A 24,709-nucleotide genomic window follows, 5' to 3' on the forward strand; every position below is an offset into this window, starting at 1 on the left:
GACCCGCCACAGGCCCCCCCCCACGCCCGCGCCCGCGCGCTGCGCCACGCGGCGTGCGGGAACGCCTCCGGCGGCTGCGCCCCGCCGCCGGCGAAGGAAATGGCGGCCGGGTCAGCCTGGGCCGCCATTTCCCGGCCCTCGGCCGCGCCCTCCCGCAGAGCGCCGGAGAGCGCAGCCAGCCTTTGGGCCCAGGGAGAAAGCTCGATCTCCCTGGCCCCCGCCCTGCCCGCATCCGCGTCCACTCCCTCGATGCCCTTCGCTTGTGCACCCCATGCCTGCCCATGCACTCCCTCCGCGCCCTTCGCTTGTGCACGCCATGCCTGCACGTCCACTCCCTCGATGCCCTTCGCTTGTGCACCCCATGTCTGCACGTCCACTCCCTCTGCGCCCTTGGCTTGTGCACGCCATGCCTGCACGTCCACTCCCTCGATGCCCTTGGCTTGTACACCCCATGCCTGCACGTCCACTCCCTCCGCGCCCTTCTCCGCAGGCCCGTCCACTGCCGCAGGCCCGGCTTCCAGCGCAAACGGAGCAGCCACAAACGTCCCCCGCCCCACTCTTGCGCTTACATAGCCTTCTGCGAGCAGCATATCGTAGGCTTGGGCCACGCTGCCCCGCGACAAGCCGTACAAGCCGGCCAGCTCCCTTGAAGCGGGCAGCCGGGTCCCCTCCGGCAGCGACCCGTCGCGGATTCTGCTGCGGAGGGCATGATACAGCGCCAGGTATTTGTAGCGGTATTGGGCCAGTGATTTTTCCCAGGACAGCGTAAAATCCATTCCTGCACCTCTTCTCGATTCAAAATTGGACTAATAAAATTAATCTAAATTGGTTCTTTTTTACTGTCAATTCCTCTTATATGCTAAATCCAATTACCGGACTTACCGGATCGGACAGGGGGCTCTCATATGAGAAGACAAGAATTTGAAGTGGAGGACGCCGCGGAGATTGAAGCGTTCCTGAATGAAATAAGCTGCGGCTTTCTGGGCACGGTGACGGCCGAAGGCGGCTGCCGGGTGACACCGCTGAATTTTGCTTACGGCAGCGGAGTGTTCTACTTTCACGGCAGCCATGCCGGTGAGAAAATGAAGCAGATCAAGGCGGACAGCCGGGTCAGCTTTACGGTGGCGAAGGAATATGCGCTGATTCCGTCCTATTTTACCGATCCCCATCTGGCCTGCCCTGCTACCTCCTACTTCAAGAGCGTTATGGCGGAAGGCCGTTCGGAGATTGTGACTGACCCGGCGGAAAAGGCGACGGCACTCTCGCTGTTCATGCGCAAGCTCCAGCCGGAAGGCGGATATGATCCGATTGACGCGGATGACCCGCAGTACCAGGGCCAGCTGAAGGCCGTATCGGTCTTTAAGCTTGTGCCGGAGCATCTTTCGGCCAAATTCAAGTTTGGGCAGAATCTAAAGGCTGAGGAGCGCGGCCTTGTCATGGAGGGGCTTGAGACGCGCGGCACGGCTGGCGATAAGGAGACGCTGGAACTTATGCAAAAATATTGTCCTTATCACGCTAAATGACAGGATTGGTTCGTGACGGCTTAACGCGGCAATGTTATAATGTTAGGCAGTCAAATGGTTGGACCAATACCGAAGTTGGAAGGATGGAAAGTGATGAACCCTCTAGCGTCACAGCTGAACGACCGCCTGAAAGCTGACAGTCCTCATGTCTACGAAATGTTGTCCGGGCTCGGTCGAGAAATTTATTTTCCTAAGGAAGGCATTCTAAGTCAATCGGCCGAAGCTTCCAGCCAGGCCAAAAAATATAATGCCACCATCGGCATTGCCACGGAAAATGGCGGCCCCATGCACCTTGCAGTCATTCAGGACACCCTTTCGGCCTATAAGCCGCAGGATTTGTATCCTTACGCCCCTCCAGCCGGGAAGCCTGAGCTGCGCAGCGTATGGCGCGAGAAAATGCTCAAGGAGAACCCTTCTCTGAGCGGCAAGTCCTTCGGGCAGCCGATCGTCACCAATGCGCTGACCCATGGCCTGAGCATTGTAGCCGACCTGTTCGTCGATGAAGGCGACGCAGTCATTTATCCTGACAAGAACTGGGAAAATTATGAGCTGACCTTCGGCATCCGTCGTCACGCGAACATTGTGAACTACGAGCTGTTTACGGAAGATATGAAGTTTAACAGCCAGGGACTGCGTGAAGCGCTGCTGTCCGTGCCTGCCGGAAGCAAAGCTGTTGTCGTTCTGAACTTCCCGAACAATCCGACCGGCTATACGCCGGGGCAGCAGGAGGGCGATGAAATCGTCGCCGCAGTGAACGCTGCCGCTGAAGCGGGCATCAACGTTGTTGTGGTTACAGACGATGCCTATTTCGGACTGTTCTTCGAGGATTCCCTGAATGAGTCTTTATTCGGCAAGCTCGCTGGGCTCCATCCGCGTGTGCTGGCCGTGAAGGTAGACGGCGCAACCAAGGAAGAATACGTGTGGGGGTTCCGCGTCGGCTTCATTACCTTCGCCGGTACGCCTGAAGCCGTCTCGGTGCTTGAGCAGAAGACGCTCGGCATCATCCGCGCTACCATTTCCAGCGGCGCGCATCCTTCCCAGACCTTTGTGCTGCAGGCGCTGAAATCCGAGGAATTCCTTCCGCAGAAGGAAGAGAAGTTCGCGGTCATGAAAGGCCGGGCCAACAAGGTCAAAGCGCTGCTCGACAGCGGCAAGTATGATCAGGTTTGGGACTACTACCCATTCAATTCCGGCTATTTTATGTGTCTGAAGCTCAAGACGGTTGCAGCCGAGCCGCTCCGTCAGCACCTGCTCCGCCAATACGGCGTGGGAACCATCGCTTTGGGCGAACAGGATCTGCGCATCGCATTCAGCTGCATTGCCGAAGAGAATCTTGAGGAGCTTTACGGCCTTATCTACCAAGGGGTTCTGGATCTTCAGTCCACCTCAGTCTGATGAGGAATGGGGGAAATAAGTACGTTAGGCAGACCGGGCGGGAGCCCGGCCTGCCTTTTATTTTTTATATGGGCTGAGTCTGCTCTTCCGATCATACAAATCCATAGAAAAAGGGAGATATTTGGAGAAATCAAAATATATCCCCTATTTTACTCATGCAATTTGCCTTAAGAACACATCATTCGGCTAATAAAGTCAAAATTTGATGTTTACATTCCGTCTCCTTCATGACATAATCCAGATTGTCGTTTTAAAAATCAATTCATTCAAACCAAACTGTTAAAGGAGATCTGATCAAAATGATAAATAAAATGGAACCCCCGCCCCGACTGGTCGAATACGTAAACCGTCTGACGACCAATAAAATCGGGCAAATCGAACTATTTCGCTATGATCCGAATTTTGTTGCGGAGACGATGTATCCCATTCAGCCGGAGGAGGCAGTTGTTCTTCTGCAGATTACCTGCGGCGGCGCAGCCGGCCAGGCAGAGCTTCATTTGCCGGGAGTCCATCCTCATTTTGATCTGATCCGTTTTGCCTCTGTCTATAAACCTTTGAAGAAGTCCAGCGTATCCGAAGCGATCCGCTGCGTGAACAGCAGCCGGGACGAATGGGGCATTGCCCGCCGCAGACTGGCGGAAGCCGCATTGAACGATTTGGCAGCCAAGCTGCAGAATCCGGATCACAGCGGCAGCCATCCCGGCCTGCCGAAGAGTCTCCTGCTCGACTGCTCGCAGTCGTACTATTCATTCTAAAACTTTCTAAAACAACCTGAGAAGTCCCCGCTGCTTTAGGCACGAGGACTTTTTGAATGAACACAAAAAGAGAAGCGGAATCATCCGCCTCTCCAATTTATTCTTCTTCGTTATTCTGCTGCTACTCGTCCTCTTCCTCGCCCTTTCGGCTTCGTTTACCGTAAACCCGCTGAAGGAACGCAATAGCAAGACCGCCAGCCAGCATATAAACAGCCTGCAGAGGCTGCCCGCCCAACAGCGACGGGATAAATACCAGCCACATCAGTACGGCATACCACAGCTGGATCCGAAAAATAAGCCGGACAGCATTGTCCTTCCGTCTGCCCGCCGGAACCGGGTACAGGCTGAGCCAAAAGGACTCGCTGTGCACCCGCCGCAGCTCTGACAGCTGGACGCCGATGACAAATACGAAGAACAGATACACGACGCTGCCCAGCAGATTCTGTCCGCCGAGATAAGCGAGTGCGGCTCCGACTACCCCGGCCCGCAGCACGATCATGAACATATCGCTGCGGACAAAGCTTTTGGTCAGCAGATAGCGGTAAACCTGTGCCGGTTCCCAGGGAATCCGGCTGCCAAGACCGGACAGCCAGCGGCGGACATGCACCCGCTGCTCGCGGCCCGGCACCTCAACGAACCAGCCGAGCACCGTCATGGCGCGGGCGGCGTGGTTCTTCTCGGCGGCGATCAGAATCTCCCAAGGCACGCGAAGCCTTGGAGGAAGCCGCAGCGCCGCCAAATAAGCCGCGGCCAGCACCACGATGAACAGCAGCGCTCTGCCTGCCGGATGCCACAGCCAGGCCGCCACTGCCAAAGCGCCGGCCGCCCACCGCAGCAGGCGGTAGCCGGCGGCAGCCCGCCGCGATACGAAGGTCAGCTCGCGCCAGCTGCCTAAGCTGGCCACAATGGACCAGGCCGCCAGCACGAGCGCCGTCCAGCCGAACGGCTTGGCCTGGTCCTCGGCGGTTATGTATAGAGGCCAAAACGTAATCAGGAGAATCGCCAGAATGACGTACTTCCTGATCACCGCTCCCCGCCAGGCAGGGGCGAAATAGCGGTTCATCCGGGCTTCCTGCGGAAGCAGAAAGACAATGTCGGCAGGCTGAAGATAGGTGCGGAACCCTCCGCCGATGGCAAAAGGGGCCAGCAGCACCAGCGCGATCCAGCGGATCGGCAGCCCGGCCGGCAAATCCCGGACAAACGCCGTATACCAGGCGGCAAAAGCTATGAGGCAGAACAGGAACAATACGGCCACGCCGCTTTGCAGCACATAGCCGAAGTAGGGGACAATCCCGCCCCAGAAGCTGCCGCTCCGCTTACGGCGAAGCTGGAGAAGGTCCATCATGAACGGCCGTCCTGCACAAGCGAATAAAAGATCTGCTCCAGCGGCTGCCCCTGCATGCCTGCCGCTGCAGCGATTTCCTCAAGCGTCCCTTGGGTAATGATCCTGCCCTGATGAAGAATAACGAATCTGTCGCAGTAATTTTCAATGGTCGATAAGATATGAGAGCTGAGCAGAATCGAAGCCCCCTCGCCGCGAAGCTTGACCATAAAATCCAGCAGCGAACGGATGCCGAGCGGGTCCAGGCCGAGGAACGGCTCGTCGATAATGTACAGCTTCGGCCTTGCCACAAAAGCGCACATGATCATAACCTTCTGCTTCATCCCTTTGGACAAGTGCACGGACAAGCTGTCCATCTTCTCCTCCATCCGGAACAGCCGGGACAATTCCGCCGCTCTGGCTTCATAATCGCCGCGCTCCACGCCATAGGCCCGCGCGGTGAATTCCAGATGCTCGCGCACCGTCATTTCCTCATACAGCAGCGGAGTCTCCGGCACAAAGGCCAGCGCCCCCTGATACTGCTCGAGGTCCCGGGCGCGGGTCGCCCCGTTCACCCGGATTTCGCCCTTCTGCGGATTCATGAGGCCAAGAATATGCTTCATGGTCGTGCTTTTTCCCGCGCCGTTCAGGCCGATCAAGCCGACCATCTCACCCGGCATAACCTTCATCCCGATGTCATGCAGAACCGGACGGTTCAGATTATAGCCGCCGCTTAAGGCTTCGATTTCCAAAACCGGACTTTGCGTCAAGGACGGTTCCTCCCTTTCAGGTCATTCTATTCTTTCAGATCTTTATATTCTTTCAGATCTTTATATTCTTTCAGAACTTTCTGATTTTGGAATTAATCCCGGGACTGCTTGTCTTTCAGCCAGCGCGGCGCCCCTTTATTCTTGCGGTCCCGGTGCCGGTCCAGCTTGCGTTCTCCGGCCGGCTTGACGGCGGAAGTTCTGCTGCCGGCTTTGCGCCCTGATGAACTGTTCGCCCGGGAGGAGGATGCACCTCCTGCACCTGAACCTGCGCCGCCTGCTCCCCGGCCCGTATACTCGCGGCTGCCTGACAGGCCTCCGCTTCTGCCGGCACCGTTCCGTGCTCCGCCTTCACTGCGCCCGGTTCTTGCTTCCGCATCCGTATCCCGCAGCGGCTTCACTTCCCGCCGGTGCGGATGCGGCGCCTCTTTCGGCATCGTAATCCGCCCGCCGGCCAGTCCGCGCAGCCCAAACGTAATGCCCAGCTCGCGCGCAAACTTGCGGATGATAAACGTCTCTTGAGGGGCAACCACCGAGATGGACAACCCTTTGCGCCCCATCCGGCCTGTCCGGCCGGCACGGTGCACATAATTCTCGGAATCGGTAGCCGGGTCCAGATGAACAACCATGCCCAGCTGCTCGATATCCAGGCCGCGGGCGGCCACATCACTGGCCACCAGTACCCGGTATTCCCCTTCGCGGAACCGGCGCAGCGTCAGGCTGCGCGCCGTCTTATCCGCATCCCCGTACAAAGCGCCTGCATTCAGGCCCACATAATTCAGCTTCGCTTCCACTTCGCCGATCGAGTCGATCTGGTTCACAAACACCAGTACTTTGGGCTCGTTATAGGTACGGATAATTCTCCGCACCATGTCGATCTTATCCCGCTGCTCGCATACGAAATACAAATGCTCCAGCGTAGCTGAGGTCCGCTGCTCCGGTTCGATACCGATCTCCACCGGATCGTTCATTTCGCGGCCTGCAAGCTCGCGGATTTCGTCAGTCACCGTCGCGGACAGGAACAGCAGCTGCCGGTCGCGCAGCGAAGCACGCAGAATGTCGTCCACATCTCCGGCGCCCCCCAGCTGGAACAGCTGGTCTACTTCGTCAACGACCAGCGTCCGCGTTTCGTGCAGTTTCAGCTTCCGTGTCGCCAGCAGCTCGCGGACACGCCCAGGCGTGCCGATCACCAGCTGCGGGTGCTTCTTGAGCCGCTCAACCTGCCGGCCGATCGCCGCCCCGCCGATCAGCGCCTGCACTTCAAGGCCGGTGCCTTCCGAATAGCGCTGGCTCTCGCGCAGAATCTGCATCGCCAGCTCCTGCGTCGGGGCAAGGATTAGCGCCTGTGTTACCTTGCGGGAAGCATCAATGCGCTGCAGCACCGGAAGCAGGTAGGCTAATGTTTTTCCCGTACCGGTCTGAGACTGCGCAAGCACATCGCGTCCCTCCAGCACGGCCGGAATTGCGCTCTCCTGCACGGGAGAAGGCACAGTAATGCCATGCTCAGCCAAACGTTCGGCCAGCCTTTGCTCGACTCCAATATCCGTAAATGTTTGAGTTGTCATATAAGTCCATCCTTTATCCTAAAAAGTCGTTATTTCCATTATATGCGATAATGCCTGACGCACCAAATCAAAATGGCACTGCTGTCCGCCCTTCAGCCTTAAGAAAAAAAAAGAGCGCCCCGGCCAAAGCCGGAAGCGCCCTGCAGCAATGCTTCTATTATTTCTTGTTAATCATTCCGCCAGCCAGCCTGTCCGCCAGTCTGGGGAACAACTGATACAGCTTCGTGCCGAGTCCTGCCGCCCATGGAAGGTCGATCTCGGCCTTTCTTCTTTCTATCACTTGTACAACTGCTTTGGCTACCTTCTCTGGCTTCATCATGAACCAGCCCACATTCTTGACATAACTGCCGTCCGGATCGGCTCCCTCGAAGAAGGGAGTGTCGATCGGCCCGGGATTTACGGCGGATACCGCAACGCCCGTTCCTTTCAATTCCTGTCTTAAGGCGTTGGTAAAACCAAGCACCGCATGCTTGCTTGCTGAATAAGCGGAAGACTTCGCTGTGCCGAGCTTGCCGGCAATGGAAGCGATATTGACGATATGGCCTTTACGGGCAGCAAGCATACCGGGCAGCACCGCCTTTGTGCACCGGACCGTACCCATATAATTCACATCCATCATCGCTTCGAACTCATCCAGCTCTGTCTCTGCAAACGGCTTGAACCTGCCAAAGCCCGCATTGTTAATCAGACAGTCCACCGAACCGTGCGTTTCAGAGATATAACGGAAGGCTTCCGCCACCGAATCCTCTGAAGAAACATCGAGTCTTACTACATCAAAAGCTCCTGGTAAATCTGCTGCTACCCGCTCCAGCTTGTCCTGCGATCTGGCCGCCAGGATGACAAAGGCTCCCTGACGTGACAGCTGTCTGGCCATTTCCGCACCGATTCCGCTGGACGCACCGGTAATGACGATACGCTGATCTTTCAGCATGTTCCGCATCCTTTCCGCTATAAACGGCGCCAGTTTCTCCGTACCGAAGCCCCCTGCTTCATCTGCCGCCGAACTGCAGAATTATATTACGAGATCATGACCTGAATATCCAGCTCGCCAATGCCATCCATATGTAGAGGAATGCAAAGAGCTTTGCGCGGCGCATGCGCACTTTCTTCCGATTTCATCACTTTAGGCGGAGTAATATCAACGCTATAGCCCTGATTAAACAGAATGGTGCTCGCATTGCCGCTGATCATATTGCCCAGCTCCGAAATCGCGCTTTGGCCCATTTCATCCATTTCCGTCAATACAAATCCGCCCATCATGACAGACACTATCCGCAGAGCTACCTGCTCTTGGAGACCGAAGACGACGTTGCCGCTGAACTGTCCAGTCATTCCCACCTGTATCCATATATGATCCTGGATATGAGCGATTTCTTTTACGCCAAGACTTCCGGTGGAAGGAGAAACCTGAATCACCTGTTCAAGAACAAGCCTTGCAGATTCCAAAAAAGGATTTATCACTTCTGCTTTCACGTAAAATGCGCCCCTTTTCACTTGGAACTCTTAGATGTGCATCGTAAGTCCCGCTCTTAATTTAGTTTGATTATACTTTATCAATAAGAATAAATCATTACCTTTTCCACAAAAATTCTACATAAAATATCAATGTAAACCCTTTTTGCGCATGGATTCGAACTTGCCTTATAACTAATCCTTAATCCCATTGCCCCAAATCGTGCTAACCCCTATAATATTATGAAAAGCTGACCCAGGTTCGGACCATTCGGTTTAGAGTCGTAGTGAGCAAGGAGGGATACGATGAACATCAGCCAGTTGGAAACTTTAATTACCATTTCGAAGACGAAGAGCTTTCGCAAAGCCGGCGAGCTGCTGAATCTCACGCAGCCTGCCGTGTCCGCGCAGATCAAGAGCCTTGAAGATGAATTCAAGACCGTGCTCGTTGACCGGAACCAGCCGGTAACCCTGACGGACCGGGGGCAGGTATTTTTGGAGAAGGCGGAACAAATACTGGATATCGTGGAGGAATTGAAGCAGAAGCTGTCGGATATGGAGCAGACGCCGCAGGGGCATATTGTCCTGGGTACAACCACCTCGATTGCAATCCAGATTCTGCCGCGCATCCTTTCCTATTTCCAGGATCAATTCCCCCTGATCAAGACGACTATTCAGTCAATGGCCTCTTCCCAAATTTATCAGAACGTTGAGCAGGGCCTGGTTGATATCGGAATCGGTTATCTGATCGAACATAACCCGCAGATTCACGCATCAGTCTTGTATTACGATACGTTTGAAGTCGTCGTTTCTCCGCTCCACCCGCTGGCCAAGGAAGAGCAGCCCGAGCTTGAAATGCTGCGTGACCTGCCGCTGATTCTGCTGTCTCCGGATACGGTCGGAAGACGGTTTGTCGAGCAGGTGTTCAGGGATAATAACATGGAGCCCAATGTCGTCATGGAGCTGTCCAGCAGCGAAGAAGTGAAACGGATGGTCGAGATCAATCTGGGCGCCGCAATTATCTCCAAGCAGTCGATCTCCCGGGAGCTTAGGCTGGGCACGCTGCAGATCGTCCCGATCCCGGAGCTTGAGGTCACCCATCCAGTTGGCGTTATTTACAAGTCCAGCCGTTATATCAACTCTGCCATGCAGCAGTTCCTCGGCGATTTGAAAGGCATGCCGGAAACCAAATTCACCGGTACGGAATAGCCGGTCTTAGATGACGAAAGGATAACAGCCCATGAAATTTGATCTTCATACCCACCATTTCCGCTGCGGTCATGCGGATGGAAGCATCCGGGATTACATTGAGGCCGGCATTGCAGCAGGACTCCAGGTCATCGGGATCAGCGACCATACGCCTTATTTTGGAAGCAGCGAAGAGCAGCCGTTCCCTCGTATCGCCATGGGGAAGAAGGAGCTCAAGTCTTATGTTGATGAAGTTTTGAAGCTGAAGCAGGAGTATGAAGGACGGATTGACGTGCTGCTCGGAATTGAATCGGACTTCTTCCCCGAGCATGCCTCTGTCTATCAATCTGCCTTGGCGGCATACCCCTTTGACTATATTATCGGTTCCGTGCACAGCACTAATAATACCAGTATCTTTAATAAATCTCGCTGGAAAAACTTAACGCCCTCCCGGCAGGTCCGGGAGAAAGAAACGTATTATGAGCTGATCCGCCAGTCAGCCCGCAGCGGGATGTTTCAAATCCTGGGGCATATGGATGCCATGAAGGGCAACTACCCTGCTTTTTCCGAGATTCCCGCTGATAAAGCGATTGACGAAACGCTGCAGACCATCGCCGAATGCGGCGTAGCGATCGAAATCAATACTTCCGGCAAAACGAAGCTGAGCGGCGGATGGTATCCGTCCGATGCAATTCTGGAGCGGGCTCTCCATTACGGCGTTGAGGTCACCTTCGGCTCCGATGCTCATGTGCCTTACCGCGTTGGCGACGAATGGGAGCAGGTTGCAGCCAGGCTGAAGGAAATCGGCTTCACCAGCTGGGTTTATTACAAGCAGAAGCAGAAGCAGGTCGTGGCTCTATAGATTGTCTGCGGCTCATTGATTTGGCCTATAAAAAAGAGACGGTTAACTGCGCGAAGGAATTGCACAGGCGCATGGAATCCGTCTCTTTTTTCTTATTGATTTATTCTTATTGATTTTTATCAATATTTATTTCTTATTCAGCAAAATGCTGTAAGTCCTTCCGGCCTTTGCGGCTAAAAAAAAAAAGGGGAACCGGCCAAGAAGGCGGGTTCCAAAATATATATATTCAAAAGGGGGTCATGTCATCATATTAACCCGATTCTGTTAGGGTTAAATCACAGTAATATTTCAATTATGTAACAAAGCATAACGCTTGTCCCCAATCTCTCTCTGTTCTGCTGTCAAGGAGTAATGAAGCTGGCGGAGACCGGTTCCGGGCCCCGAAATCTGCGGATACTCTTCGCTTGCCCGCCTAAAACCGCATTTCACCATAACCCGGCTGGAGGCCGTGTTATCCGCCTCGCAGGACGCGTGAATGACGCGGAGGCCAAGAGAATCAAAGCCGAATTGAAGCAGCTGCCGGGCCGCTTCTGTAGCAATTCCCCGGTTCCAGCAGGCGGGGTCCACCATATATCCTATGCTGGCGCTGCTGTCCATTTCATTCAGGCGCTGCAGCGAGCACAAGCCTGCGAATCTTCCGGTTTCTCTGATTAGAACAGCGAAATGCAGCGAGGACAGCGTCCTGCTGCAATCCTCAAAATAGCGGATAAGCCGCTCCTCGCTTCGGGTTGTGTCCATGCGGAAGGATAAATATCTCGCTACCCGCGGATTGCTGAGCGCTCTGTATAACGCCGCTCCATCCTCGGGCCGAACCTTGCGGAGCAGGAGCCGGGCGCTGTGCAGCACGGGAAACTGCTGCTTCATTTTCTGCATGCCAGTAATCCCGATCTCCGTCTCCATTTCCATCCTCGTCTTCGTGTCCAGTCCCATTCCCATCTTCACCGCCCTTCTCACTTCTCCTTGATCAGATGCTCCGCTTTCCGGCAGCCATCAGGCCGGGTCTTTAACCGCGGAGGATCCCCTTAAAGCTTTGCTTCCGGCTGTTCCGGTTGATCCGGTTGAGCCGGTTTAATCACACCTTCCGTTTTCCCCGACTCGTTCTCTTCTTTAAAGATCTGCCGGATCACACTGAGCATGGACAGCATGTAAGCCACCGTAATAAAGCTGAAGAAGACCTCCATGGCCACAATAAGGCGGGTCACCGTATCCACAGGCTGGATATCCCCATAACCAACGGTCGCAAAGGTAACGATGCTGAAATAGAAGAACGCCGCCGCCTGCTCAAGCAGGCTTCCATCCAGGCCGGAGCCTTTAAAGTTCCCGCTGCCGAATAATTTATAAATCGAGGTGTACACCACCGTAAAAAACAACAGGCAGACCAGCACCGTGAGGCTGATGCGGATGACCACGGACCGGAGTGTAGTCTTCCTGCTAGCCGAATCGGCAATTTCCCTGAACATAAACAGAATATAAAAAATATCCGAGCCCAATACAAAGAGCAGGATGGCGCCCTTAAGAAGCGCATTCGACTCGAATACAACCGTAAAATCCACCCAGCCGAGCAAATCCTCCAGAGAAGCAATCACATAGAATAATACCGGTGCCAGCAAAATAACCCGGCTGGACAGCCTGCGGTCAAGCCGGTAAAAAAGCAGGACCAGTAAGAGAAAGCCCAAAGCGTTCGCCAGAATCAGCCAGATCCGCATGAGGTTCAGCTCCTCTGCTATTTAGTAAGCTTAATGCTTATTACCCTAATGAGCAGGCCTCTGCCCCAATAAAGTGAAAAAAAGCCCCCTGGCCGCCAAATTGCCGGTGCCAGGAGGCTTGCACTATACATTTTAAGATCAGATCAGCTGGTTAACCAGCGCTTGAACATATGCTTCGTCGTCTGCTTGTTCATCTCCGCAATGGATGTGGTCAGCGGAATGCCTTTCGGACAGGAGCGCACGCAGTTCTGCGAGTTGCCGCAGCCTTCAATGCCTCCATCCTCCATCAGCGCTTCCAGCCGCTCCTCTGCGTTCATTTCGCCCGTCGGGTGGGCGTTAAACAACCGAACCTGGGAAATCGGCGCAGGCCCGATGAAATTCGTCTTGTCATTAACGTTTGGACAGGCTTCCAGGCAGACGCCGCAGGTCATGCATTTCGACAGCTCGTAAGCCCACTGGCGCTTCTTCTCCGCCATTCTCGGCCCTGGGCCCAGATCGTAAGTACCGTCGATCGGAATCCAGGCTTTAACCCGTTTCAGAGCGTTGAACATCCGGCTGCGGTCAATAATCAGGTCACGCACGACCGGGAAGGTCTTCATCGGCTCGATGCGGATCGGCTGCTCCAGCTTGTCGACCAGTGCAGCGCAGGCCTGACGCGGCTTGCCGTTAATGACCATCGAGCAGGCTCCGCACACTTCCTCCAGGCAGTTGGACTCCCAGCAGACCGGAGCCGTATGCTTGCCGCCGGCGTTAACCGGGTTGCGCTGAATTTCCATCAGGGCGCTGATCACGTTCATCCCCGGGCGGTAGCCCAGCTCAAACTCCTCCGTGTAGGAGGGGGATTTCGGATCGTCCTGGCGGGTGATAATAAACTTCACTTTTTTGGATGCGGTTGTTTCAGCCATGACCTCTTCCTCCTTCTTAGTGTTTGTCCTTGGAGTAGTCCCGGATCCGCGGCGGAATCAGCGATACATCCACGTCCTCATATGAGATTTCCGGCCCTTCCGGCGTAAATTTTGCTCTTGTCGTCTTCAGGAATTGCTCGTCATTCCGGCTTGGGAAGTCCGGCTTGTAGTGGGCTCCGCGGCTTTCATCGCGCAGAAGCGCCCCTTTGGTCATCGCTTCAGCCAGCTCCAGCATATTGCCTAGCTGACGGGTGAAGGCTGCCCCCGAGTTGTTCCAGCGCGAGGAGTCGTTGATATTGATGCGTTTATGACGCTCCTTCAGTTCCTTGATCTTGTTAATTGTCGCTTCCAGCTTGCTGTTGTAGCGGACCACTGTCATGTTGTCCGTCATCCATTCCCCAAGCTCCTTGTGGATGACGTAGGCATTTTCCGTGCCGTCCATGTTCAGGATGCCCTCATATTTGCGTTCCTCCGCCTTCTTGCTCGACTCGTAAACGGCAGAAGAGACGTCCTCAGCCGACTTCTTGAGGCCGCGGACATATTCGACCGCCTTCGGCCCGGCCACCATGCCGCCGAAGATGGCCGACAGCAGCGAGTTGGCTCCCAGCCGGTTCGCGCCGTGATACTGATATTCGCATTCCCCGGCGGCAAACAGCCCCGGAATGCTGGTCATTTGATTGTAATCGACCCACAGGCCGCCCATGGAATAATGGACTGCCGGGAAGATTTTCATCGGGATTTTGCGCGGATCATCGCCCATAAACTTCTCATAGATTTCGATAATGCCGCCCAGTTTGACGTCAAGCTCTTTCGGATCTTTATGCGACAAATCCAGGTAAACCATGTTCTCGCCGTTGATGCCGAGCTTCTCGTCTACGCACACGTGGAAAATTTCGCGGGTCGCGATATCGCGCGGCACCAGGTTGCCGTAGGCCGGATATTTTTCCTCCAGGAAGTACCAAGGCTTGCCGTCCTTGTAGGTCCAGATCCGTCCGCCTTCGCCGCGGGCCGATTCGGACATGAGGCGCAGCTTGTCGTCGCCCGGAATGGCCGTCGGATGAATCTGAATGAACTCGCCATTGGCGTAGTCAACGCCCTGCTGGTAAACGGCGCTCGCCGCTGTCCCTGTATTAATTACTGAATTGGTGGTTTTGCCAAAAATAATGCCGGGGCCCCCGGTCGCCAAAATCGTCGCATCAGCCGCAAACGTTACGATCTCCATGGATCTCAGGTTCTGGGCGCAGATGCCGCGGCAGATGCCTTCATCGTCAATGACGGCCTTAAGAAACTCCCAGGATTCGTATTTCGTCACGAGACCTGCCGCTTCAAAACGCCGGACCTGTTCGTCCAGCGCGTATAGCAGCTGCTGGCCGGTCGTCGCGCCCGCAAACGCCGTGCGGTGGTACTGCGTGCCGCCGAAGCGGCGGAAATCGAGCAGCCCCTCCGGGGTGCGGTTAAACATAACGCCCATCCGGTCCATCAGGTGGATGATGCCCGGCGCCGCCTCACACATCGCCTTGACCGGAGGCTGGTTCGCCAGGAAGTCGCCGCCGTACACCGTATCATCAAAATGCTCCCAAGGGGAGTCGCCTTCCCCTTTTGTATTAACCGCTCCGTTGATGCCGCCCTGGGCACAAACGGAATGGGAACGTTTAACCGGAACCAGCGAGAACAAAGCGACCTGCACGCCTGCCTCTGCTGCTTTGATAGTCGCCATCAGGCCGGCCAGGCCGCCTCCGACGACAATAATGCTCTTCTTAGCCATGTCTTATGCCACTCCTTATCCTATGAACGTCTTCAGCGTCTGAAGCATTGCTGTGCCGCCCGCTTCGAATTCAACGCCGCGGAACACAAACAGCGACCAGGTAAACATCACAGCCACGATTACAAACAATCCCATACAAATATAAGAGGATACCCGCTGGGCGCGCGGTCCGACCGTAATGCCCCAGCTGACCATAAAGGACCAGAGCCCGTTTGTAAAATGGTAGGATACTGCAATCACACTGATCAGATAAATGATGAAATAGACCGGCTGGGTGACGATGTCATGCATCCATTTTCCCAGACCCTCATGCGTTACATTGCCTAAAGACACCTGAATCCGGGTCTCCCAGACGTGCCAGCCGATAAAGAAAAGCGCTATAATGCCCGTTACCCTCTGGAGCGTATACCGGAGGTTGCGTTCGTGCTTGAAACGGTTGTTGTTCGGCTTCGCCTGAAATGCGATATAAGTGCCGTAAACTCCGTGGTACAATAGCGGCAGCCAAATAAACAGAATTTCAAGAGCGAGCACAAGCGGCAGACTATTGATCCATTTAACCGCGTCCCTGAAGCCTTCGGGTCCGCCTTCGACGGCCGAAAAGTTGGTGATCATATGCTCCAGCAGGAAAAAGCCTAACGGAATGATCCCCAAGAGTGAGTGCAGCTTTCTGGAATAAAACCCTTTCATAATTGCGTTTACCCCTTTCACGAACCCGTCTTTTGCCAATGATGGCGGTTACAATTTTCGAAAGATTTCGCGCCAAGCTGCCACGTAATGCCCCGGCCGCTCCTTTCCTTTCTCTTTGGGCAATTGCGGACATGAGATGTGAACAACTTGTGTCGCTTTAATGTTACTCTTTTTTTTCTTATAATGGAATTGCAATATATTTATTAATTGTTATAACGAATTCGCATAATAAACAGGAATATTTAACAGATACCAGGGGGAAGCCATGCTGAATGAGGATCTAAAGGTATTTGCCACCGTTGTGGAGCAGTCGAGCCTGAACAGAGCGTCCAAGCTGCTGAATCTGTCCCAGCCCGCTCTATCGCGCAAGATTGCCAAGCTGGAAGAGGAGCTCGGGGTGTCTTTATTTACCCGGAAGGGGAAAAGGCTGGAGCTGACCGAAACGGGCCAGGCCGCTTACACGTATGCGGTTGAGCAGCAGCAGCGGCACAACCAGTTCATGCAGTCCATCTCCCGCTTCAGGGCGCCTGTACGCACCGTCGCAACCGTGGGGGCCAGTCTGACCACCATTCAAACGACACTGCCGCCGCTGATTGAAGCGCTTATGGACAAATATCCGGAGACAGAGCTGAAGCTCGTCACCGGCAAAACGCATGAAATCGTATCCCAGGTCAAGGAAAACAAGCTGGACCTCGGCGTCATTGCTTCGGCCATCGCCGAGCCCGGGCTGCAGTGCATTCCGCTGTTCCAGGACCACCTCATGCTCGTGGTGCCCCGGCGGCATAATCTGGCCCGGTTCGGACGCACAGTCACCATGACTGACCTGAACAGCCTGCCGATGATCACGTTCTCCAAGGGAACCTGGTACCGCAGGCTGGTTGACGAGGTATTCAGCAAATACGCGGTCATGCCGGACACGCGGATGGAGATCGACTCCTTTGAAGCGATCGTCAGGCTGCTGCCGATCTGCAAGGCGGCTGCGCTGCTTCCCCGCTCCTACCTGCGGCCCCAGCTTCTCCGGGATAATGAGCTGATCTCGGTTCCGATGAAGGAGCTGGGCGAAACGCGCCGGGCCACCTGCCTCATCTATCCGGTTCAGCCGGACAGCGGCAGCCAGGCGCTGGAGTGGGCTGCGGAGATCAAAGATTTGTTCCGCAGCAGCCTGTCTTTTCCGGGGCGCGAGTAGCGAGTAATTGGGGCTTGGACAGCTCTAAGGCCGCAGCATCAGTCAAACTCTTGTTACGACGGTTCTTCTTCCTTAACGATTGATGCTTCAAAGTCATAAATGCTGCCGTTGCTGCCAATCACGACCATGATATCATTTGTGTTCATTACGTCCATTGAGGTTGGCGCAGTTATGCAGCCTTCAGGCTTCTGCAGGGCAACAATGCTGCAGCCGAACCGGGAGTGCGCGTTCACCTCGCCGATTGTTCTGCCGTCCAGCACTTCGGGTACCGCCAGCTCCACGATGCTGTAATCCTTTGACAGCTCGATATAATCAAGCAGATTCGGGGTGACAAGCTGGTGGGCCACCCGGATGCCCATATCCCTCTCCGGAAAAATAACCCGGTCCACGCCCAGCTTCTCCAGCGCCCGGCCGTGCAGCACGGAGATAGCCTTTGCCACAACCTGGCGCATGCCCATCTCCTTCAGCAGGATTGTCGCTAGAATGCTCATCTGAATGTCATCGCCGATCGCCACAATCCCGCAGTCAAAATTCCGGATGCCGAGCGACCGCAGCATCTCCTCATCCGTGGCGTCGGCCACAACCGCATGGGTAAGGAAGCTGCTCATGTCTTCAACAACCTCCTCATTGCGGTCCACGCCCAGCACCTCATATCCCAAATCCATAAGCTCAAGCGCCAGGCTTGATCCGAATCGGCCGAGGCCGATGACGACAAACTGCTGATTTTTTACCATGTGCGTCCTTCTCCTTATCTAATCATCATTTTATCCTATAATCATTTGGCCTTCCGGATGGCGGTAAAGCTCCCGTCCTTTTTTCGGGCCAAGCGCATACGCTAGTGTAAGCGGTCCTAACCGGCCGATAAACATCGTCAGGCAGATGACGATTTTTCCGAATACAGTAAGCTTTGTCGTTAGTCCCATGGACAATCCCACCGTACTGAACGCCGAGGTTGTCTCGAACAGGATGCTGAGGAAATCCGCCGACTCCGTCGTCGACAGCACCATCGCGATCAGAATGAGCAGAAACAGGGTGAGCATGGTGATCGTGAGCGCTTTGACAATCCGCTCCTGCACGATCCGGTAACGGAATATGACGATATCATCGCGCCCCCGGATCATGGAGAACATGGAGCCGATCAGAATCGCGAAGGTGGTCACTTTAATCCCGCCCCCCGTCGAGCCGGGAGCAGCTCCGATAAACATGAGAATGATGATGAAGAACAGGGTCGCGTGCCTCATCGAGGCGATATCCAAAGTTGCCACCCCGCCGGACCGGGGAGTGATGGACTGAAACACAGAGCTCCAGATTTTGGCGCTCCAGCTCAGCGGCCCCAGCGTCTTGGCGTTGGAGAATTCAAACACAAAAATAACGATTGTCCCGATGACGATTAAAGCGCCTGACATAGTCAATACTACTTTGGAATGCAGGGAGAGCCTACGGTTCTTGCGGTAATCCGCGAGATCCGAGATCACGATAAACCCGATGCCGCCGGTAATGATCAGCAGCATGCTCATGATGTTGATCACCGGATCGGAGACGTGCTGCGTCAAGCTCTGAAAATTGCCCAGCAGGTCAAACCCTGCGTTATTAAACAGCGAAATGGAATGAAACACGCCGTAATAGGCGGCTTTGCCGAGCGGCATCTCCGCCGACCAGCGCAGCGTAAAGACCAGAGCGGAGAATCCTTCGATAATGACGGAATAGAGCAGCACCTTCTGGATCAGGCCCACAATTCCTTCTATTGTATTCTGATTCATCGCCTGCTGCAGCAGCAGCCTGTCCTTCAGCGAAATCCGCCGTTTCAGAACCAGCGAGAACAGCGTCGCCATGGTCATAAAGCCTAGCCCTCCAATCTGGACGAGCACCAAAATGACGATCTGGCCGAAGGTCGTAAAGAACGTGCCGGTATCCTTGACGGCCAGTCCGGTCACACAGGTGGCGGAGGTGGCGGTAAAGAGAGCGTCTATGAAGGCGAGCCTTCCGTTCGGCCTAATGGAAACCGGGAGCATCAGCAGAAAGGTTCCGATGGCTATAATCAAGGTGAAGCCGAGAACCAGGACTTGCGGCGGGGAAAATTTGCGTCTTTTCAATGCGGGCTTCTCCTTATCGTTGGTTTTTTATTGTTCATTTTTAATTGTTCATTTCTAATTATTCATTACCCGGCTATGTAAAATCCGATTACAACCTTAACCCTTTTTCCATCAATCTGGCAAGACTTGACGTATTTATGTTATGTTACTTGAAGGACTATAAATAAAGGAGTTGGCCCCTTGAAACCAAAAGTATTATGGAGTCTGGCTGTAATTGGACTGATTTTGTTTGTTTATTTCCAATTGGTTCCTTCGCTGAGTCCCGGCTCTTCCGAAGCCGGCGGTGCCGTCAGCAAGGAGCAGGCGATCCGCTCTGCAGCCGATTTTGCCCGCGGTACTCTGCAGTTTACAGATATCCGGCAGGATGATGCGGATGTTACATATACCACTTTCTCCGATGTGTACGGTTATTTGTCCAAGGAGAATCTGCTTGATAAATATGATGAGAGCTATGGAAAAAGCTTTCCCACCGAGATGTTCCGCGTCCGCTTCAAGCAGCCTGACGATCATCTGGAATCGCTGTACGTCGATGTGAATATGAGGGACGGAAACGTCGTCGGCTTTGATGCCGGAGAGCTGTACTCCATCAATACCAAAGAGGAGCTCCTCAAAAGCGCCGAGGGCACATCCAAAGTCAAGTCGCTCGAAGGCGATCTGACCGAGGAGGAGAAGGAGCAGCTGGCAGAGCCGTATGCGCTCGCACTTGGCTTTAAATCTGATCAGCTTCAGCCAGACACTTCCAGCCAGACGGGCCTGGTCTATGATGTGCAGGGCTACAAAACCGGCGAAGCCCAGGGCCAGTTAATTTTCTATTTCGAATACAACAATGTCTCATCCATGCAGGCCAAGTTTAGCGTTCCTGAAAGCCATACCGATTATGTGGCCGGCCAGTCCAGACTGGCAAGCTGGCTTACTTACGGGGGCTACGCGCTGTTCAGCTTTATTCTTGGCATCCTGGCCATCGTGTACAGTGCAAGAACGCGTCCCCATGCCTCCTTTAAACGCGGGATCTTCCTGACCCTGTTCTATCTGTTCATTAACGTGGTCAGCACCTTCAATATGATGCCTGTTTATGAGTCGGAGGGCATTTCGGGCATAGCCTTAACCTTGGCGCTCGGATTCCAGCTGCTTTATACGCTGGTGATGACGGCCTCCATTTATTTCTCCCTGGTGGGAGGAGACGGGCTTTGGAAGCAGAAAGGCAGAAATTTGTGGCCGCGCTTCCGTGAAGAGGGTTATGGAGACTACGTGCTGAAGAGCGCCCTGAACGGCTATGCCTGGGCATTCATTCTGCTCGGCGTTCAGACCCTGATCTATATTGTGCTTGGATTGACGCTCCACACCTGGACCACTACGGATGAAACCCAGTCTGCCTACAATATGGTCTACCCTTGGCTGTTCCCGCTGATGGCCTGGATGGCCGGCATCGGTGAGGAGGCCGTTTACCGCCTGTTCGGTATACCGATGCTGAAGAAGATCTTCCGCAGCACCTTTATCGCCAGTCTGATCTCGACGCTGATCTGGGCGTTCGGCCATACTTTGTATCCGGTCTATCCGGTGGTATCCAGACCGATCGAGCTGACCTTTATCGGGCTGCTGTTCAGCTTTATCTTCCTGCGCCAGGGGTACATTGCCGTCATGTTCGCACATGTGGTGTTCGACAGCCTGCTCCTGGGCTTGAGCGTTCTGCTTATGGGCGGAGCCGCCAACATCATCATCGGGATCGTTACGTTTGCGATGCCTGCTCTGGCAGGCTATGTGGTCTATCTGCTTCGTTCCTCGAAACGAAGTACGCCAGGCACGCCGGCAGATCGCACCCGGGATGGCTTTAATGAAGGCGAAAGCAGACCTGCTTATTAAGCCATTCTCGGCAGCTGCAAATATACGTATATAGGTAAAAAAATAAGACGCTTCCAGCCCCTTCTTCAAGGGCGGTTTGGAGGCGTCTTGTTTTGTTCGGCTTCATTTATGAATGATGCTCTTCCCCGCTCCCGCCGCCGTATCGTACGGCGTGATAACGCTGAATGACAGCCTCCACATCTTTCGGGGACAGATCTGTCCATTGTCCTCCATCAGCAATGGAGTCTCCGTTCTCCGCAGGCGTGCGGCTTGCTTTGAAGTTGTATCCCTTCCTGACCGCACGACGGATCAGAACCTTGTACGCCTCGCGCGGATCGCTGGCGCTTGTGCTGCCGCCCGGCTCTTCACGCCTGCGGTGCAGGAGCCGCCCGAACCGGCGGCGCGGCGCAGCTCGGTCGATCTGCTCCACCTGGTCTACGAAATCGGCCGTTTCCTCCGGAATACGGCGGATGGTGCGCAGCAGCCCAATGCGGCGGGCAAGTCCGCGAAGCAGTCTTGCGAATCGCTCGGGCAGCCATCTGCGAAAGACTTTATAGAGCAGAATCAGAAGGAGCACAGCAGCAGCTAAACCAACCAGGCCGAGGAAGGCGTATCCGGCGATCTGCAGCCACAGCGGAGGATGTGAAGTGCCGTCCTCCATGCCCGTGAAGCTTGGCAGCTGCTGGCCGGAAGGCTCCGGAGCCGTCTCCTCTGCGGGCTGCTCTTCTCCTTGGAGGAGCGCAAACAGGGATCGGAGGCCGTCCTTCAGCAGCAAAAAGAGGCTGCCGAGCCCTTTCCAGCTGCAGAGCACAGCCAGGACCAGAATGACGACCCACGTCATAGAGCGGTTGGCCGACAGAATCCTGCCGAGCAGCTGACGGTCGGCTTCCTGCGCGTATGCAGACCGGCGTACACGTTCTCCGTTCCAGCGCAGGAGCAGCAGAACCACTGTGAGCAGGGCCGCAGCATAAAGCCAGGCCCGGTACGGATGGAGGACGTCCGCCCTCCCGGCTGCAATGTACACGGCAAGCGCAGCCCCGAGGCCAAGAAGCGGCAGACGCAGCGGCGCCGTCCTGGCTAGCTGCCTGCGGCCGGCAATCAGCCCCCAGGCTGCGGCCGCCAGAGCGGCCAAGCCCGGCAGCACGCCGGAGAGCTGCAGCCCCTGCGCAGCCAAGGGCAGCAGCAGCGCCGCCGCAAGCAGCAGTGCGGCGGCAAGCAGGAGCGGCGTCCCCAAGCGGACGCGGCCCGCTCCGCCGCTGCGCGCTTGCGCGGTGCCGGCCAGCACGCCTGCGGCATGGCCGGCCCAAATGCTGGCCTAGAGCAGCAGCGGCGGAAGGTCCAAGGCTAGCACGGCAAGCAGAACCGCAGCCGGGAACAGCGATAAAGCTTCCAGCAGGGAATACAGCAGCGCATTCCCCGCCTCGGACAATCGGCCAGCTCCGACCGGGCGGGCGTTCACCGATTTGTTCGCCTTTGTGCTCACCGGTTCATCCATCCCTTCGCCCCGCGGGTTATCCTTCGGTCCGTTCATGCCGACGCCTCCTTCCGCTCCGGCCATCCGGCAATCAAGACCCGGTGCCCCTGCTGTTCCAGCAGCCGGATCCCCTCACGGACGCCCTCCGACAGGTGGGCCGTAACCAGCAGGTAATCGAGCGCTTCTGCCTGCCCGCGCTCCGCCTCAAGGCGCAAGTATTCATAGAACGAAAGCCGGGTTCTCATTTCCACCGCTGCCATTGCTTCCAGTATATTTTCCAGATGAGCCGTTCCGTAATCCGGTTCCAGTCTCTTGAGGCTTTCCGTACCCTGCAGAGCCGCGGCATTGTGGCCAAAGCCCGCCGCCATGCCCTGATGAATCAGCGAAGCGGCGCAGGTTGCGGCGTACGACAGTCCCTCTTCGATGATCTCTGGACGCGTCACCACGTTCCACATTTGTTCGGATTCTTCAATATTGAACAGGATCATCACGCGCGGATCGGCGGTATAACCATGTTTATGAACCTGAAGCCCCCCGGTCCTTGCTGTTGCTTTCCAATGAATCCGGTTCATCGGGTCTCCGGGAGCGTACCCGCGGACTCCTGTAATAAGAAACGGATCCTCCACCACCCAGCGCCGGACGGCCAGCTCTCCCTGCCACGTCTGCCAGGAAGAAGGCAGTTCGTCATCTCCGATCAGCGCAGGATAAACCACAAGCCGCTTGTGCAGAGGGATTTGGCGCCCAGGGGTGTAAAGGGCAAACAGGTCCCCTCCTGTCATCGTGGCCGAATCCATGTGGTAAATTCCCCGGCGGCTGCACTGCAGCTGGTGCCTGCGGGTAATCCGGATGCGCGGGCGGAGCATAAACAGGCTGGTATGGTTTTGATAGATGCTGCCTTCGCTGATGCTCATTTCCCGGCTTCTATTAAAAATCAGCGAAGCAGGAAGCATCGACTCCAGACGCAGCCACGGCACAGGGATGCTCTTCGCATTCTCGATGACCTCAACCATTTCAATCCGGTCTCCCGCATAGCAGGTTTCAGTGCTGAAATGCCGCTCATAGGTCAGCCTGCGCAGTGCCCCCCTGCCCAGAATGATCCCCTGCAGCACGAGCACCAGACCGCAGGCTAGAAAAAGCCACAGCAGCGCCATCAGCGCACTCCGCTGTCCAGACCGGCTTCGCTCGGCACAGCAGCCCTGTCCACCGCTTCCAGCAGAATCCGGCTGGCTGCTTCCTGCTGCGCGCCGTACCTTTTCTTGAGCACAAGCCTGTGGGCGCATACCGGAATAAGAAGATGCTTGATATCGTCCGGCAGCACATAATCTCTTCCTTTGAGCGCCGCATAGACCTGACTGGCGCGCAGCAGGGCCTGCGTACCGCGCGGGCTGATGCCGAGAGCGGCATCGGCATGGCTGCGGGTCGCTTCTGCCAAGGATACGATGTAGCCCATTAAATCCTCGTGCACGCGAACCTGCGCACATAACTTCTGGGCCTGCAGCACCTCCTCTGCGGACGCGACGGCCCCGGCCCGCTCCGTACTCAAGCCGGCCAGTCCGGCTGTCCGCTTCAGGATCTCCAGGCCTTCCTCGGCGGAAGGGTAACCCAGCTTCATCCGGATCATGAAGCGGTCCATTTGGGCCTCCGGAAGCGGGAAGGTACCCTGGTTATCGACCGGATTCTGCGTGGCCAGCACGATAAATGGCCGTTCAAGTTCCATCGTCTCGCCGTCGATGCTGACCTGCCTCTCCTCCATACATTCGAGCAGGCTGGACTGCGTCCGAGGGGTTGCCCGGTTGATCTCGTCCGCCAGAACAATGCTCGAGAACAGCGGCCCCGGCCGGAAATGAAACTCCCCGTCTTTCTGATTATAGTAATGAATTCCGGTCAAATCCGAAGGCAGCAGATCGGGCGTAAACTGAATGCGCTGAAAGCTGAGCGAAAGCGATGCCGCCAGGCTTTTGGCAAGCATTGTCTTGCCTGTTCCCGGCACATCCTCAAGCAGCACATGCCCGGACGCCAGCAGCGCAGTCAGCAGCAGCTCCACCTCATCCTCCTTGCCTACGATGACCCTGCCTATATTTTCCTTGAGCTTTGCGGCAAGCTCCCTTACCGGTTCCGCCATTATCATCCTTCTTCTCCCCCATTCAATCGTAAGCGATTTCAAAAATTAGCTTTCATAATTAGCTTTCATAATTGGTTTTCATAATTGGTTTTCAGAGCCGGTTA

Annotated in this window: 24 protein-coding genes; 7 read left to right on the top strand and 17 right to left on the bottom strand. The window is 55.4% G+C overall.

The features are described 5' to 3' along the window. Positions 1–776 (bottom strand): GntR family transcriptional regulator (locus FCN15_RS11700; protein ID WP_138495202.1); only part of this gene is annotated, 776 nt, incomplete at its 3' end. 129 nt (positions 777–905) lie between these two features. Between FCN15_RS11700 and FCN15_RS11705 the strand changes: the two genes are divergently transcribed. The 3 genes from FCN15_RS11705 to FCN15_RS11715 all read left to right on the top strand — a co-directional run bounded on the left by FCN15_RS11705 (position 906) and on the right by FCN15_RS11715 (position 3,673). Beyond that, positions 906–1,523, top strand: coding sequence for a pyridoxamine 5'-phosphate oxidase family protein (locus FCN15_RS11705; protein ID WP_138495203.1), 618 nt, complete (start codon positions 906–908; stop codon positions 1,521–1,523). Between the two features lie 93 nt (positions 1,524–1,616). Next, positions 1,617–2,918 (top strand): aminotransferase class I/II-fold pyridoxal phosphate-dependent enzyme, encoded by a 1,302-nt coding sequence (locus FCN15_RS11710; RefSeq protein WP_138495204.1) that lies wholly within the window; start codon positions 1,617–1,619, stop codon positions 2,916–2,918. A gap of 299 nt (positions 2,919–3,217) precedes the next feature. Further along, positions 3,218–3,673, top strand: a complete 456-nt coding sequence (locus FCN15_RS11715) for a hypothetical protein (RefSeq protein WP_138495205.1) — start codon at positions 3,218–3,220, stop codon at positions 3,671–3,673. Positions 3,674–3,794: 121 nt separating this feature from the next. Here the strand turns inward: FCN15_RS11715 and FCN15_RS11720 are convergent, their stop codons facing one another. The 5 genes from FCN15_RS11720 to FCN15_RS11740 all read right to left on the bottom strand — a co-directional run bounded on the left by FCN15_RS11720 (position 3,795) and on the right by FCN15_RS11740 (position 8,799). Further along, positions 3,795–5,018 carry an ABC transporter permease gene (locus FCN15_RS11720; protein WP_238996648.1) on the bottom strand — a complete coding sequence of 408 codons (1,224 nt, stop codon included), beginning with the start codon at positions 5,016–5,018 and terminating at the stop codon, positions 3,795–3,797. Then, entirely contained in the window at positions 5,015–5,764 is a 750-nt protein-coding gene (locus FCN15_RS11725; RefSeq protein WP_138495206.1) for an ABC transporter ATP-binding protein, read from the bottom strand. Before FCN15_RS11725 ends, FCN15_RS11720 begins: the two co-directional genes overlap by 4 nt. Positions 5,765–5,856: 92 nt before the next feature. Continuing rightward, the gene (locus FCN15_RS11730) at positions 5,857–7,326 is read right to left on the bottom strand and encodes a DEAD/DEAH box helicase (RefSeq protein WP_138495207.1); all 1,470 of its coding nucleotides are present in this window, start codon (positions 7,324–7,326) and stop codon (positions 5,857–5,859) included. Between the two features lie 157 nt (positions 7,327–7,483). Beyond that, entirely contained in the window at positions 7,484–8,257 is a 774-nt protein-coding gene (locus tag FCN15_RS11735; RefSeq protein WP_138495208.1) for an SDR family NAD(P)-dependent oxidoreductase, read from the bottom strand. Between the two features lie 86 nt (positions 8,258–8,343). Beyond that, positions 8,344–8,799 carry a chemotaxis protein CheX gene (locus tag FCN15_RS11740; protein WP_138495209.1) on the bottom strand — a complete coding sequence of 152 codons (456 nt, stop codon included), beginning with the start codon at positions 8,797–8,799 and terminating at the stop codon, positions 8,344–8,346. 285 nt (positions 8,800–9,084) lie between these two features. Between FCN15_RS11740 and FCN15_RS11745 the strand changes: the two genes are divergently transcribed. Then, the gene (locus FCN15_RS11745; RefSeq protein ID WP_138495210.1) at positions 9,085–9,987 is read left to right on the top strand and encodes a LysR family transcriptional regulator; all 903 of its coding nucleotides are present in this window, start codon (positions 9,085–9,087) and stop codon (positions 9,985–9,987) included. Positions 9,988–10,018: 31 nt separating this feature from the next. Beyond that, positions 10,019–10,828, top strand: a complete 810-nt coding sequence (locus FCN15_RS11750; protein WP_138495211.1) for a histidinol-phosphatase — start codon at positions 10,019–10,021, stop codon at positions 10,826–10,828. A 288-nt stretch (positions 10,829–11,116) separates the two neighbouring features. Here FCN15_RS11750 and FCN15_RS11755 read toward each other — a convergent pair whose 3' ends face one another. The 5 genes from FCN15_RS11755 to FCN15_RS11775 form a co-directional block, all read right to left on the bottom strand. Further along, positions 11,117–11,764 (bottom strand): GNAT family N-acetyltransferase, encoded by a 648-nt coding sequence (locus tag FCN15_RS11755; protein WP_138495212.1) that lies wholly within the window; start codon positions 11,762–11,764, stop codon positions 11,117–11,119. Between the two features lie 86 nt (positions 11,765–11,850). Next, positions 11,851–12,534, bottom strand: coding sequence for an ion channel (locus FCN15_RS11760; RefSeq protein ID WP_138495213.1), 684 nt, complete (start codon positions 12,532–12,534; stop codon positions 11,851–11,853). 143 nt (positions 12,535–12,677) lie between these two features. Next, positions 12,678–13,439, bottom strand: coding sequence for a succinate dehydrogenase iron-sulfur subunit (sdhB, locus tag FCN15_RS11765; RefSeq protein ID WP_138495214.1), 762 nt, complete (start codon positions 13,437–13,439; stop codon positions 12,678–12,680). 16 nt (positions 13,440–13,455) lie between these two features. Beyond that, positions 13,456–15,204, bottom strand: a complete 1,749-nt coding sequence (gene sdhA, locus FCN15_RS11770; RefSeq protein WP_138495215.1) for a succinate dehydrogenase flavoprotein subunit — start codon at positions 15,202–15,204, stop codon at positions 13,456–13,458. Positions 15,205–15,219: 15 nt separating this feature from the next. After that, on the bottom strand, positions 15,220–15,891 hold the full coding sequence (locus FCN15_RS11775; RefSeq protein WP_138495216.1) for a succinate dehydrogenase cytochrome b558 subunit: 672 nt from the start codon (positions 15,889–15,891) through the stop codon (positions 15,220–15,222). A 268-nt stretch (positions 15,892–16,159) separates the two neighbouring features. Here FCN15_RS11775 and FCN15_RS11780 point away from each other — a divergent pair, with 268 nt between their 5' ends. Further along, positions 16,160–17,077 carry a LysR family transcriptional regulator gene (locus FCN15_RS11780; RefSeq protein ID WP_138495321.1) on the top strand — a complete coding sequence of 306 codons (918 nt, stop codon included), beginning with the start codon at positions 16,160–16,162 and terminating at the stop codon, positions 17,075–17,077. A 53-nt stretch (positions 17,078–17,130) separates the two neighbouring features. Here the strand turns inward: FCN15_RS11780 and FCN15_RS11785 are convergent, their stop codons facing one another. Then, complete coding sequence (locus FCN15_RS11785) at positions 17,131–17,811, bottom strand: potassium channel family protein (RefSeq protein WP_138495217.1); 681 nt, start codon at positions 17,809–17,811, stop codon at positions 17,131–17,133. Between the two features lie 30 nt (positions 17,812–17,841). Then, entirely contained in the window at positions 17,842–19,170 is a 1,329-nt protein-coding gene (locus tag FCN15_RS11790) for a TrkH family potassium uptake protein (RefSeq protein WP_238996649.1), read from the bottom strand. A gap of 180 nt (positions 19,171–19,350) precedes the next feature. Here FCN15_RS11790 and FCN15_RS11795 point away from each other — a divergent pair, with 180 nt between their 5' ends. Further along, positions 19,351–21,030 (top strand): CPBP family intramembrane glutamic endopeptidase, encoded by a 1,680-nt coding sequence (locus tag FCN15_RS11795; RefSeq protein ID WP_138495218.1) that lies wholly within the window; start codon positions 19,351–19,353, stop codon positions 21,028–21,030. Between the two features lie 106 nt (positions 21,031–21,136). Here the strand turns inward: FCN15_RS11795 and FCN15_RS11800 are convergent, their stop codons facing one another. From FCN15_RS11800 to FCN15_RS11815, 4 genes are read right to left on the bottom strand one after another with little or no spacing between them, the layout of a single operon-like run. Continuing rightward, positions 21,137–22,294, bottom strand: coding sequence for a hypothetical protein (locus tag FCN15_RS11800; RefSeq protein ID WP_138495219.1), 1,158 nt, complete (start codon positions 22,292–22,294; stop codon positions 21,137–21,139). Positions 22,295–22,324: 30 nt separating this feature from the next. Next, the gene (locus FCN15_RS11805; protein WP_138495220.1) at positions 22,325–22,540 is read right to left on the bottom strand and encodes a hypothetical protein; all 216 of its coding nucleotides are present in this window, start codon (positions 22,538–22,540) and stop codon (positions 22,325–22,327) included. Next, positions 22,537–23,634: a DUF58 domain-containing protein gene (locus tag FCN15_RS11810; protein WP_138495221.1), complete on the bottom strand. Its 1,098-nt coding sequence runs from the start codon at positions 23,632–23,634 to the stop codon at positions 22,537–22,539. Before FCN15_RS11810 ends, FCN15_RS11805 begins: the two co-directional genes overlap by 4 nt. Beyond that, on the bottom strand, positions 23,634–24,611 hold the full coding sequence (locus tag FCN15_RS11815) for an AAA family ATPase (RefSeq protein ID WP_420819571.1): 978 nt from the start codon (positions 24,609–24,611) through the stop codon (positions 23,634–23,636). The genes FCN15_RS11810 and FCN15_RS11815 overlap by 1 nt, the downstream gene beginning before the upstream one ends. Positions 24,612–24,709 lie beyond the last annotated feature (98 nt).

Source organism: Paenibacillus pinistramenti (assembly GCF_005869875.1).
Classification (GTDB): domain Bacteria; phylum Bacillota; class Bacilli; order Paenibacillales; family Paenibacillaceae; genus Fontibacillus; species Fontibacillus pinistramenti.